14 protein-coding genes are annotated in these 13,005 nt (G+C 35.0%); 5 read left to right on the forward strand and 9 right to left on the reverse strand.

Going from position 1 to position 13,005, the window contains the following annotated elements; genetic code table 11:
• Positions 1-44: 44 nt before the first annotated feature.
• Positions 45-1,307, forward strand: coding sequence for an aspartate aminotransferase family protein (locus H6F32_RS07975; RefSeq protein ID WP_190368799.1), 1,263 nt, complete (start codon positions 45-47; stop codon positions 1,305-1,307).
• Between the two features lie 86 nt (positions 1,308-1,393).
• Here the strand turns inward: H6F32_RS07975 and H6F32_RS07980 are convergent, their stop codons facing one another.
• The 5 genes from H6F32_RS07980 to H6F32_RS08000 form a co-directional block, all read right to left on the reverse strand.
• A complete protein-coding gene (locus H6F32_RS07980; RefSeq protein WP_190368800.1) occupies positions 1,394-2,671 on the reverse strand; it encodes a VWA domain-containing protein in 1,278 nt (425 codons plus the stop codon).
• A gap of 6 nt (positions 2,672-2,677) precedes the next feature.
• A complete protein-coding gene (locus tag H6F32_RS07985) occupies positions 2,678-3,925 on the reverse strand; it encodes a VWA domain-containing protein (RefSeq protein ID WP_190368801.1) in 1,248 nt (415 codons plus the stop codon).
• A 243-nt stretch (positions 3,926-4,168) separates the two neighbouring features.
• Positions 4,169-4,546, reverse strand: a complete 378-nt coding sequence (locus H6F32_RS07990) for a GxxExxY protein (protein ID WP_190368802.1) — start codon at positions 4,544-4,546, stop codon at positions 4,169-4,171.
• Positions 4,547-5,085: 539 nt separating this feature from the next.
• Positions 5,086-5,451: a DUF6709 family protein gene (locus H6F32_RS07995; RefSeq protein ID WP_190368803.1), complete on the reverse strand. Its 366-nt coding sequence runs from the start codon at positions 5,449-5,451 to the stop codon at positions 5,086-5,088.
• A gap of 55 nt (positions 5,452-5,506) precedes the next feature.
• Entirely contained in the window at positions 5,507-5,704 is a 198-nt protein-coding gene (locus H6F32_RS08000; protein ID WP_190368804.1) for a hypothetical protein, read from the reverse strand.
• A gap of 880 nt (positions 5,705-6,584) precedes the next feature.
• Here H6F32_RS08000 and H6F32_RS08005 point away from each other — a divergent pair.
• Positions 6,585-6,944, forward strand: coding sequence for a hypothetical protein (locus H6F32_RS08005; RefSeq protein ID WP_199294516.1), 360 nt, complete (start codon positions 6,585-6,587; stop codon positions 6,942-6,944).
• 523 nt (positions 6,945-7,467) lie between these two features.
• Here H6F32_RS08005 and H6F32_RS08010 read toward each other — a convergent pair.
• A complete protein-coding gene (locus tag H6F32_RS08010; protein ID WP_190368805.1) occupies positions 7,468-7,650 on the reverse strand; it encodes a chlorophyll a/b-binding protein in 183 nt (60 codons plus the stop codon).
• Between the two features lie 198 nt (positions 7,651-7,848).
• Between H6F32_RS08010 and H6F32_RS08015 the strand changes: the two genes are divergently transcribed.
• A complete protein-coding gene (locus H6F32_RS08015; RefSeq protein ID WP_190368806.1) occupies positions 7,849-8,289 on the forward strand; it encodes a hypothetical protein in 441 nt (146 codons plus the stop codon).
• Between the two features lie 242 nt (positions 8,290-8,531).
• Here H6F32_RS08015 and H6F32_RS08020 read toward each other — a convergent pair whose 3' ends face one another.
• Complete coding sequence (locus tag H6F32_RS08020) at positions 8,532-8,789, reverse strand: DUF3493 domain-containing protein (protein WP_190368807.1); 258 nt, start codon at positions 8,787-8,789, stop codon at positions 8,532-8,534.
• A gap of 541 nt (positions 8,790-9,330) precedes the next feature.
• Here H6F32_RS08020 and rpmF point away from each other — a divergent pair.
• Positions 9,331-9,507 carry a 50S ribosomal protein L32 gene (rpmF, locus tag H6F32_RS08025; RefSeq protein WP_190368808.1) on the forward strand — a complete coding sequence of 59 codons (177 nt, stop codon included), beginning with the start codon at positions 9,331-9,333 and terminating at the stop codon, positions 9,505-9,507.
• Between the two features lie 132 nt (positions 9,508-9,639).
• Here rpmF and H6F32_RS08030 read toward each other — a convergent pair whose 3' ends face one another.
• The gene (locus H6F32_RS08030; protein ID WP_190368809.1) at positions 9,640-11,025 is read right to left on the reverse strand and encodes an aldehyde dehydrogenase; all 1,386 of its coding nucleotides are present in this window, start codon (positions 11,023-11,025) and stop codon (positions 9,640-9,642) included.
• A 488-nt stretch (positions 11,026-11,513) separates the two neighbouring features.
• Between H6F32_RS08030 and rpmB the strand changes: the two genes are divergently transcribed.
• The gene (gene rpmB, locus H6F32_RS08035; protein ID WP_190368810.1) at positions 11,514-11,750 is read left to right on the forward strand and encodes a 50S ribosomal protein L28; all 237 of its coding nucleotides are present in this window, start codon (positions 11,514-11,516) and stop codon (positions 11,748-11,750) included.
• 218 nt (positions 11,751-11,968) lie between these two features.
• Here the strand turns inward: rpmB and H6F32_RS08040 are convergent, their stop codons facing one another.
• A complete protein-coding gene (locus H6F32_RS08040) occupies positions 11,969-12,808 on the reverse strand; it encodes a ParA family protein (RefSeq protein WP_190368811.1) in 840 nt (279 codons plus the stop codon).
• Positions 12,809-13,005 lie beyond the last annotated feature (197 nt).

Here is a 13,005-nt window from a genome sequence, read left to right on the forward strand (position 1 = left end):
GACTAACTCAAGATAAAATCAAAATTTCAGGAGGTGCGGTAGTGATGATCCAAAGTCCAGTTGAACAGCCGACAATGGCCTCAAACATCCCCTTTGATGCAGAGAACTTTAATCAGGTTGTCATGTCCACTTATGGACGCTTTCCCATAGCTTTAGAACGGGGTTTAGGCTGTCGTGTTTGGGATACCCAAGGTAAGGAATATCTGGACTTTGTGGCCGGAATTGCTACTTGTACTTTAGGACACGCCCATCCAGTGATGGTAGAGGCTGTAACTAGACAAATTCAGAAACTTCATCATGTATCTAATTTGTACTATATTCCCGAACAGGGTGAATTAGCAAAATGGATTGTTGATCATTCCTGTGGCGATCGCGTATTCTTTTGTAATTCAGGTGCAGAAGCTAATGAAGCTGCTATTAAACTTGCCCGTAAATATGGCCATACGGTTTTAGAAATTGCTAACCCCATTATATTAACAGCCCATTCTAGCTTTCATGGACGCACCTTAGCTACGGTGACGGCCACAGGACAACCTAAATATCAAAAACACTTTGATCCCCTAGTTCCTGGATTTCATTATGTACCTTATAATGATATAAGAGCGGTGGAAGCTGCTGTAACTGAATTAGATGAAGGTAATTATCGCGTTGCTGCTATTTTAATTGAAACATTGCAAGGGGAAGGTGGAGTTAAACCAGGGGAATTAGCCTATTTTAAACGGTTACGAGAGATTTGTAACGAAACCGGCATTTTATTAATCTTTGATGAAGTGCAAGTGGGAATGGGGCGTACAGGTAAATTATGGGGTTATGAAAATTTGGGCGTAGAACCAGATATTTTCACCAGTGCTAAAGGTTTAGGAGGTGGCATCCCCATTGGTGCGATGATTAGTAAAAAATTCTGTGATGTTTTTGCCCCTGGAGAACACGCTAGTACCTTTGGTGGTAATCCTTTTGTGTGTGGTGTAGCTTTAAGTGTTTGTGAAGCGTTAGAAAAATACAATATTCTTCAAAATGTACAGGAACAAGGATCTCATCTAAGAGAAGGTTTAAAAGCGATCGCTCGTAAATATCCTCAACATATTGGTCAAGTACGCGGTTGGGGTTTAATCAATGGTATGGAACTTCAGGCCGATATTCCTCTCACTGCGGCTGAAGTTGTCCAAGCAGCTATGGCAGAAGGTTTATTACTTGTTCCTGCTGGTGCGAAAGTTGTGAGATTTGTTCCTCCTTTGATTGTCACAGAAACAGATATTAATCAAGCATTACAATCTGTAGAACGGGTATTGGCTAAACTTACTGCCTAATTTGTTGGGTTGAGGAACGAAACCTAACATTTGCAGTGGTTTGTTGGGTTAAACAAAGTTTAACCCAACCTTGTATCTATCACCTATTACTGCAATACTGTTTTAGATGCAATTCTGGTTTTCTTCAATTCACTTTCGGTCAAGTCTTTTCCTGCTTGTAACTGCGTTGCGGATAATTGCAAGATGGTAGCTGCTTTAGTATCACCAATTTGTAAGGCTGTATCGGCTGCTGTTTGTAACATTGTACCAGCACCGAGGCGATCGCCTATTTCTAGTTTTGCCTCTGCTATTTGGGTTTGTCGGTATTTTGCCAGTAACAATACATACTTTAATACCTCCTCATTGACTGCTGGAGAATAATTACTCATAACATTGACTGATATGGGTATCAAAGGAGAAAATAATCTTTCTTGATTTGTCCCTGGATCGTCGTAGCGAATTTGAATATGTCCAATAACTTGATTACCTTCTGGTAATTTACCAATATAAATATTTGCTAATACTACCTTTTCTATATCTTGCATTAAGTCACCTAAACGAATAACTAAACTACCATTAGCTTCCGTTTCTACAGGAATTTCTACAGTATCCGGTAAAACTTGAGCGATAGGTTTAAGTTCCGCTAAACGTACTGAGGGAATGAAAGATAATAGTAAATAGGCATTAGTCAAACCTACAGACTGAATACGGCGAAATAACCGTGAAAATTGGCTAATTATCTGTTCTGGATATTCAATATAGGTTAATGTTCCTCCAGCAATATCGGCAATTTTTTCTAACAGGTTTTGATTCCAGTTATTACCAAAGCCTAAAGTGTTGATGGTCAGATTCAGTTTAGCAGCTTTTTTAGCCAGTACTACACAGCGTTTATTGTCGTTTGGTCCTATTTGCCATTTCCATAATTTTAAACCCTGATCTCCGTGGCCATCAGTGAGTAAAAAGACTTGAGACACTGCTCCCTTTGTTCCTTTGAGAAGTTCTGTAATCCCTAATGATAGACCTTCTGCGATTACAGTGCCTCCAGAAGCCTTAATTTTCTGCCTGAGAGTAGTTTTGATGGTTTTGGTATCTGTAACGATTTGATTAGGGATAATGACTTCAGGAAGGTTCGCAAAAGCAATAATTGAGAGGCGATCGCCTGGTTTTAGATAATCCAATAATTGTTCTACTGCTTGGATAACTTTATTCAGGGGTTCACCTTCCATAGAACCGCTTTTATCAAGTATTAAAGCGATATTTAATGGTAGTGATGCTTCTGAATTAGTTGGAATAGCGGAAATAGAAAGAGAAAGTTGACGCTGATTAATTGTTTGGGCAGCATCAACATTAATATCATTGAATGATGATTTGGTGTGAACTTTCATGAAGGATCATTGTAACACAGTTTTGGAGACAATTCTGGTTTTCTTGCGATCGCTTTCTGATAATTCTTCTCCAGCTTGCAGTTGTGTAGCCGAAGTTTGTAGAACTGTGGCCGCACTCTTATCTCCCATTTGTAAAGCTGTTTTCGCCGCAGTTTGTAACATTGTGGCCGCACCTGCGCGATCGCCCTGTTGTAATTTAGTTTCTGCTAATTGAGTTTGGCGATATTTAGCTAAAGCTAATACAGACTGTTGTACGTGGGGACTTAGTAATGGTGTATAGGTAGATGTAGCTTCAATATAAACTGGACTAGGAGTAGAATATAACCCAGTTTTATTTTGGGATGGATCATCATAGCGAATTTGAACATTAGCGATCGCTTGTTTGCCTTCTGGCAACTGTCCTAAATAAATATTAACTAAAATTACCCGTTCTGCATCTTTCATTAAATCACCTAATCTTACTCCTAACCGTCCATCAGGTTCTAATTGAAAAGGTAATTCAATGGTATCTGGAGAAACTTGGGCAATGGGTTTAAGTTTTGCTAAACTCACATTAGGCATGAGGGATAATAACAGATAAGCATTATTTAAACCGACAGTTTGCATTCTATTGAACAACCTACTAAATTCAGCGACGGCTTGATCTGGTTTTTGGATGTAAGATAAAGTACCCAACCCAGCATCAGCAATCTTTTCTAAAACATCTTGATTCCAGTTATCACCAAATCCTAAAGTATTTAAGGTAAGATTATAACTAGCTGCTAAACGGGCAAATTTCAAACATCGTTCATTATCCCCATGTTCATTTTCGCCATCTGTCAATAAAAATGCTTGAGAAATAGTATCATTTTTACCCTTGGCTAACTCTTCAATACCTAAACGTAAACCATCATCAATGGAAGTACCACCATCAGCAGTTAATGTGTTTATTTGCTGTTTAATACCAAAGCGATCTTGATCTGCGATTAATTGGTTAGGGACTAAGACTTTAGCACGGTGATCAAAGACGACTATACTAATTCTATCTTGGGGATTTAAACGGTCTATAAGTAAACAAGCGGCAGTTTTCACAGTTTCCAGCGATCGTCCATTCATAGAACCGCTATGATCTAAGATTAAGCATAAATTGAGAGGAATTGAGCGATCAATAATTTCACCAGCAGCAGACACAGAAAGCTGTAATTGGCGTTGAGTGCTAGTTTGACTTGCATCAATATGAGCGTCACTCAGAGCCATTTGTAAATTAATCTTCATAATTGTCCTATCCAAATCTTGACATAGTTATTGTACAAATAACTTCAAATTGTATCTTCTGCACTTCGGAAATTGGTTTAATAGTTGCAAAGTGTAATTTTAGCGTGTTTAAGTATATTTAATAAACAGTCAGAATCACGGATGATACGGATTAAAGGATTTCACGGATTAAGTGATCTGTTATAGTAATAGATCACTTAATCCGTGCAATCTGTGTAATCCGTTTAATCCGCGTTCAGATGTTTATGTTTGTATTAGTCTTTTAAATTCTAGGCTTTTACCTCCAAAATTAATCAATAATCCAACTTCTAATTTATATACTTTGAGATAATTTAATGCTTGGGCAAAGTGGACATCTTCTAGTTGTTTGGTGGCTTTTAATTCGACTAATATTTTTTCTTCTACTACAAAATCAGCGCGGCGTGTTCCAATAGGTTCGGATAAGTTTTTGTAATAGATTTGTTGTTCAATTTCTCTAGCAAAATTTAGGCCTGCTTGATGAAGTTCGTAGGCTAGGGCGCGTTGATAAATTACTTCTTGAAAGCCGTTACCTAGAAATTTATGGACTTCAAAGGATGCACCGATTATTTTTTTGGTAATGTGTTCGTATTTTAAACTCATAGAGGATCACGGATTATATGGATTAAAGGATTTCACGGATTTTATTTATCTGTTACTATAACAGATCACTTAATCCGGATCACGGATTATACGGATTAAAGGATTTCACGGATTTTAATTGTCTGTTACGATAACAGATCACTTAATCCGGATCACGGATTATACAGATTAAAGGATTTCACGGATTTTAATTGTCTGTTACGATAAAAGATCACTTATACTATAACAGATCACTTAATCCGTGCAATCGGTGTAATCGGCTTAATCCGCGTTCAGGATTTTATTTATCTGTTAGTGTAACAGATAACCTAATCCGCGCAATCTGTTTAATCCGTCTAATCCGTGTTCAGGATTTTATTTATCTGTTAGTGCTTTTACTCAAATCTCATTAGAGGATATTTATAATTGGTTTACCCATTGTTGTTACTGTACCTCACTAGACTGAGAAAGGCTATATCATTTAGTCTTTCCTTGTAAAGAGAGTAAGTCTAGCAAGTGTGTAACTAACCAGCTTTAAAAATTACACAGATAAATTCTCATTACATTCCCATTTGCACTCTACGCTGTTGAAGAATAGATAAAAATAATGTTTGATCTTTTCGCCACATACTTTTCAACTCCTCACTATAACCAGCTATTACCCAAGGAACACGCTCAATAATTTCCACAAGAATTGTCTGAACTTCCTCCTCCTTCGCTGACACTTCTAAAGTTTTCCCACCTTTATCCATTACCACAGCAGCATAAGTTTTACCAGTGGGAATACCATTAGTACGATGTTGAGTAATTTTGGCATAAACCCAAGCAATTTCTTGTAACTTAAATAACTCCACATTATAGATATTTTTCTGAATTAACCAACCAGCAGTAATAATTAAATTTTCTCCTGATCTAAAATTATTCATACCATTAGCTACTTGGGAATTAATTTGATTAACAAGAACATCAAAATCACCAAAATTAGCTTTGAATTTCTGTTAATTCCATCGCTGTAATCGGAAACGGTCCAAAAATGAAATTATACCAATATCTTGCCCCAAACAAAAATATAGCCACAGTAACTAATAATAAACCGATATTACTAATGAAAATATTGCGATCGCATCTTTTCATTTGTTCTTGAATAAAGTGATTATTTTCAGCAAAATTACTATTCATAATTACAAAGAAAATTGTTGATTGTTTAGTTTGTACTTCCGGTAGAAAATACTAAAAAATTAACTTGTAACATTAGGAACAACAATTAATACGCAGCCAAATCCAGAGAATTATCTCAAATTTAGAAATTCCGAAAAAATAGCTAATAAAAACAGCTAATTTTAATAAATTTTTTAGACTTGACTGAATTACACACTCTAACCGTAATTGGATTTTGACAGCTATCTAATCCATAAACATCACGAGATCATCCTATCATATAGGTAATAAAAACCACCACTTACATCAAAATTTGTTACAAATCTATAATCTACAATCAAGATCGGTAAAATAGACAAAAATATAAACCAAAATATTAATTGTTCAGTTATACAGCACATTCCATTTAGATGCTCGCACTACAAAAGTTCTATCATTAACATCTGTACCTCAAAATAACGGAAACTGCTGTAATTGAAATAAATTAAAGATCCCCAAATTCTCTAAGAATTTGGGGATCTCACCTGTAGTTAAATATACTATAACACACTCCTGTTCCAATTGCTTAAAATCTTACCAAAACTTTACCACCGTTGCAAACGGATTAGTTTTAAATATCTTGATTATAACATCTAAATATACATTTAAATATACATCTAAATATATATGGGGCTAAACCTTACCACGCGTAACCTAATTGTAGTACAAACTCAGAAATTTGCCAAGGAGTAATTAACGATTAAATTTATGTTACATAAATGGTGTAGCTGCTCAGATTGCAGTTAAGATTAATTGAGTAATGGCTGGACTGAGGGTAAATTTTAGATAATACATATCAAAAACATCTCAAAATTTACATCTCAATCACCCACATTATCAGTACAAATTAATGTTTGATATTATGTTTGATTCAATTTTTCATTGTCATTCCTTAGCTGAATTTTCCCGGATGAATTGTGTGGGAATTTGCGCGTTTCTTGTTCCAGCAAATATAGTGGCTACTTTAGCAACTATTACCTTAACTGTTGTTAACCGTCCGCTATATCAAGTATGGTTATCTGTAATGTTTACTGGTATGTTTGCTACATTAATGTTACTTCATGTTTATAGTTGGTTGATGATTGGGGTAATTATGATACCAACTTATATTTTACTATCTTTAGCCATTAGTTGTTTATTGATTAATTTAGCTGCAATTATTTGGAGAAAAGAGATTTTACAATTTGTTTATTTTCGGCAATTTAATTATTTTCTGAAATAATTAGCTAATTGGTCATTGGTAATTAATAATTGGTAATATTTTCCATAATGGTGCGTTACGAGGACAGCTAACGCACCCTACTGGTTATTGCTTGTTATTTAAGGCTTGATGGAAAAATATAGCAGTTTCCGTTATTATGAGGTACGTATGTTAATCATAAAACCCTTGTAACACAGGCATCTTGCCTGTTCCTAGTGTACCTCATGTAGATGGAATGTGCTGTATATCATAATCAGCACTCAATTAATGCTAAAAAATCGTTACAATTACATGGACACAAAAATCATTATTCTGATGCTCAAAAACTTTGCTACACAAGATTTTTGAGCATTTTTAGTACAAATGAATGGAGGGAAGTTCAGTTATACAAGTTAAATGCATAACATTTTATAACAAATGCATAATTAATAAATTCAAAGTGGTGTAAGCATCTTGCTTGAATAGCTAATAAATAAAAACAAATAAAAAATAGAAACTATCAGATTATGAGGTGGGCATTAATACCCACCTTTTGTTTAACTAATTACATAATGCCCCAAAAGTGCAGGAAGCCTTGATTAGAAAACAACTCAATTAAAATGGCTGCTAAAAAACCTACCATAGCCAAACGGCCATTCCAGATTTCAGCTTGAGGTGTAAAACCCCAGCGCCAAGCGTTACGATCTTCCACTACGTTTGTAATAGTAGTTTGTGTTGTATTGGTCATGATTCGCACTCCCAAATAGATTTACTAAATTTTCTTACTTTATGTAAATTAATATAACATTATTTAATGTTAAAAACCTTAGCCCAGGGGTTAATTAATGACTTGTAACTAACCAAACAATATATTATTGATACTATTCACAAAATAGTACAAGGTGTTGATATCTTTGGGTTTTTGATATTAAAACAATATAAAAGCATGGAATTAATTACAGAAAGGTTAGAATCTTTAAAAGCAGGAACTATCAGTAGTTTATCTCTAGGTGTGATTTTTATTATCACTACCTTGGTTAATTCTTTATTGTTAAGCAAGTATTGGTCTATACTTACCTATCCATCTACTACTATTGTGAATTTACCAATAGTTTTAAGTGGTGTAATTGCTGGTTTTTCAGGGTTTTTGTTTGGTGTAACTTACCGCTATATTATTCGTAATGATACTAACCCTCATCTGAGAACTGGCGCTGTTTGGGCTTTTGGTTTAATACGTGGATTAACCCAAATAGAATTAGGTTGGAATAATAGTGAGGTGATTTTACCCTACTTAATAATGGCTGGAGAAAGTATATTATGGTTCGCTTTTGCAGGGTTTATTCTCAATTTGGCGATTTTACACGGTTGGCTAAAGTCCTTTTCTTAGCTTTTAGTAGTTAAGCTGTTGTGGGTTTAATTTGGATAATAGATGCAAGCAAGATGCTTGCACTACTTAGCTTTTAGTAGTTAAGCTGTTGTGGGTTTAATTTGGATAATAGATGCAAGCAAGATGCTTGCACTACTTAGCTTTTAGTAGTTAAGCTGTTGTGGGTTTATTTGGATAATAGATGCAAGCAAGATGCTTGCACTACAGTAATTTTAGCTGAATAAATACCTTTTTATACCTTTTTAGCGACTTTTATCCCATTTCCACAAAAACACCATCACAGCAATTATTCCCAATTGTAGAGCGAAATTAGGTACAGCTTGATCTATATTTCGTCCTGCTAAGATTTGAAAAAAGAATACAAATGCACCTATAAACCCAGATATACCAATACCAATATACACAAACTTGCGTAAACCGCGATAAGGTGCTGCTGCTTCTGCTCTTAATCTTTGATATTGTCCAGATTTGAGCTTATTTGGAGAATTTGGTTCTACCATAAACAATCATTCCATATTAAGTAGTGGTGCAAAATAAATTCTATATTAGTGACAGTTGAGAGTTGACAGTTGATAATTGAGAGTTGACAGTTGATAGTTGAGAGTTGATAGTGGACAGTTGAGAGTTGATAGTGGACAGGTGACAGGTGACAGGTGACAGGTGACAGGTGACAATAAGATATACCCTTCCTTAGTCTAGTGAGCTACGGTGAAGAATCTGAAAAATAGTTCTATGTCTGTGTACCATTTATTAACTAATTGTACGGGTTTATTTAGATTCCATAGCCGCTTGGAACTTAAGTTCGGTAGCTAATAGCTTGCATTTTACTAAAGTAAACTAATAAACAATTCAAACAGTATAGAACGATTCTATATGCGTTCTATGTTAAGTTGACATTAATGAAATTCTTGCTTTACTCCTACTGACTCCATGACTCGGTGACTTAGTAAACCTTTCTATAATTTATTGATAAATTAGGTTGTCATTGTCAATAAATGACTTAGAATGGAAAGGTTGTCAACAATTGCGATATCTGCTAACATGGCTGTTCCAAAGAAGAAGACCTCCAAATCTAAACGAGATAAACGTCGTGCTACGTGGAGACATAAAGCTGCTATTCAAGCCCAAAAGGCTTTATCCCTTGGTAAATCTATTTTGACTGGACGCTCTAACTTCGTGTATCCTACTGCTGAAGAAGAAGAAGAAACAGAAGATTAATTACCTATACCCAGCAGCTAGTAGGGGTTTAGCACTGCTAAACCTCTTGCGTTCCCAGTGTAAAATGCTAACTGGTGTTTGCGTAGCTTGCCGTAAGCCATAAGCTGAAAGCTGACTACTGGTAGCTGATAGCTAAATACCTATTATCTTTCTCAAAAGAGATAACTTACCTTGATATGGTGCATATCGCCAACTAACATCAAAGCGGAATGTATTTTGTAGAATACTCTTATGATGGGAAAATAGGTCAAAACTGGCTTTACCATGATAAGCACCTATACCACTATCTCCCACACCTCCAAATGGTAAAGATGAAATAGCAACTTGCATCACTGTATCGTTAATACAAACACTACCTGATGAAGTAGATTGTAAAACAAGATTTTGCAGGTTCTTATTATCAGAAAAAAGATATAAAGCTAAAGGTTTAGGTTGAGAATTAATTAAAGTGATTGCCTGGGAAATATCTGTATAAGTAATAATTGGTAAAATAGGTCCAAATATTTCTTCCTCCATGATGGCATCAGTTAAAGCAACATTGTCTATAATGGTAGGAGCAATATATAATTGTTCTCGGTTGGTTTCTCCACCAATAACAATTTCCCCATCTTGCAAAAATTTAGTTAATCTATCAAAATGTTTTTGATGAATTATTCTGGCATAATCTGGACTGTTAACGGGATTTTCACCATAAAATTCTAACAAGCATTTTTTGAAACCACTAATTAAATCTGACTTGACTTTTTCATTCACTAAAAGATAATCTGGAGCTATACAAGTTTGTCCAGCATTGAGAAATTTACCCCAAAGAATGCGTTTAACAGTATGGTCTAAATTAATCTCTTTATCTACTATACAGGGACTTTTACCTCCTAATTCTAAAGTTACAGGAGTTAGATGTTTAGCGGCTGCGGCCATGACAATTTTACCAATAGCAGTACCTCCGGTAAATAAGATGTGATCAAATTTTTCTGCTAGTAATTCTTGACTGGTTTCCACTCCTCCAGTAATAACAGAAATATATGCGGGATCAAAATATTTACTAATTAGTTCTGTGACTAAATTAGCAGTGTGAGGGGCAAATTCCGAAGGTTTGATAATAGTACAATTACCAGCAGCGATCGCTCCCACTAAAGGAGATATAATTAATTGAAAAGGATAATTCCAAGGACTAATAATTAATACTACTCCTAATGGTTCTGGAGAAATTTTAGCCGAATATGAAAAAAACTCTAAAGGAACAGGAGCTTTTTTAGTTTTTGCCCATTTTATGAGATTTTTTATAGCCTCATTAACTTCTTTAATAGCACCAATTTCGCTGGCGTAACTTTCAAATTCAGGCTTGTGTAAATCGGCTTTTAATGCTGCAATAATCTCAGTTTTATGATTAATAATTAACTGTTTTAACTTGTGTAATTGAGATAAACGAAAATCAAGATCCTTAGTTTTACCACTGTTAAAAAATTCACGCTGACTATCAATAATGTCAGTAATTTTAGTAGATAGAGTAGTGCTCATTTTTGTAGTAGCTTGTAGGGTGTGTCAAACATGAAAATTAGTCATCTCTACAGAAGATTATCATATTTGACGCACTATGTCTAATTTAACTAGTAAATTTAACATATAGAGATCCTAAATAAGATATACTAGCCTAGTACCGCAGGGCGGAGGTCAAAATTCAAAAGTCAAAACTCACAACCAAGACAGTATAGGCTTTTGGACGATTTAGAATAATTGGTTTATGTACGCCAAGCTGTACTATATTACCGTGGTTCCCCTACTTCTAAGATGACCTAATCACTAGACATCTTGTGGTAATTAAATGTGCATAACCACTAAACCCTTGTAGGAACAATTCATGAATTGTCCTTAGGATAATTTTCACTCCTATGTCTAATGATTTACGGACAATATCACAAAATAAATTAGTGATATTCCCGTTATTTTCGCCATATTGAGATACAATAGAAAGGTTGACTTGAAATAAACATCTGGAGATATAATAAATGTCCCGTCGTTGTGATTTAACTGGTAAAAAAGCCAATAACGCCTTTTCCATATCCCACTCTCACCGCCGCACCAAACGCTTACAACACGCTAACCTACAAGAAAAACGCATTTGGTGGCCAGGTGGAAACCGTTGGGTAAAACTTAAACTTTCCACCAGAGCAATTAAAACCTTAGATCACAAAGGTATTGAAGCTATGGCTAAGGAATCTGGTATAAATCTTAACAATTACTAAAGAAGTTGATAGTTGACAGTTGACAGTTGACAACGAAAAATTATCAACAGGACTTACGCAACTGGCACATTGGTAGGGTGTGGTTCAACAAGCTCACCAACCACGTCAGACAGTATAAATCATGTAAATAACCAAATTGTTGATATCTGACGCACCCACTCAACAGATTTTTTACTGTGATACTTGCGTACGTCTATTGTCCATTGTCAATTATCAATTTATTCAAGATCAACTTTTTGAATAAACTCCTTAGTGATTTTTACCATAACATCATGAACATCACCATATTTTTGCTTGTAGGTTAAATTATGCTGAAAATTTAAACTTTCTGCTATTTTTGCTCTTTCTAGTATTTTATGATAAAAAATGGCGGGAATAAAGGGATTAATCATCATTAGAGCTAACTTTTCTACCTGGGAAACTGTATTGTTATAACGACAAATTACCGTACCAATTGCTTTTAAATTATGTTGATAATCTCTGTTAAAAATATCAATTTGTTCTAATAATAGTTCTAATCCATAAACCGACATTCGACTAGCTACACAGGGAATTAAACAGTAATCACTGGCGTAAAATGCACTTTTGACAATCTTATTAATACTAGGAGGACAGTCTATTAAAATATAATCATAATTTGGTAATACTGGTTGAATAACTTGAAATAATGTGGTAATTGCGCCAGCAGTTAAGTTTGCATGAATTGTAAAAAACTTAGGACTATTAGGAATTAAATGTAGACACAGGAAGGAATTATTTTTTCTGACATTAGAAACATTGTCCTTAACAATAAAATCTTTAACGTTGATATCATCTAATGCATATTCTGCATTTTGAAATAGAAAAGGTAAAGTTAATCCACGACTATTATATTCCCATTCCCATACTTCATCAGACATCATCGCATTTGTTAAATTACTTTGAGCATCTAAATCAATAGCCAAAACTCGTTTATTGTACATAGTATCCCCTGCTAAATATTCCGCTAAAGCCATAACGAGGGTAGTTTTGCCAACACCTCCTTTAAGATTACAAATACTAATGATTTTGGCTGTCATATTTTTATGCTCTGTTAAACCAACTAGTTTCAGAAGTAGCGTTGCCCTTAAATCACAGGACTTACGCAACGGGCACATTTGTATGGTGCATCAGATATCAACAATCTGTTTATTTGCAGTTATGCCGTCTGACGTGGTTGGTGAGCTTGTCAAACCACACCGTACAGGGGATTTTTGGTGTGACACTTGCGTAAGTC

The sequence above is a fragment of the Anabaena sp. FACHB-1237 genome (assembly GCF_014696225.1).
Classification (GTDB): Bacteria; Cyanobacteriota; Cyanobacteriia; order Cyanobacteriales; family Nostocaceae; genus FACHB-1237.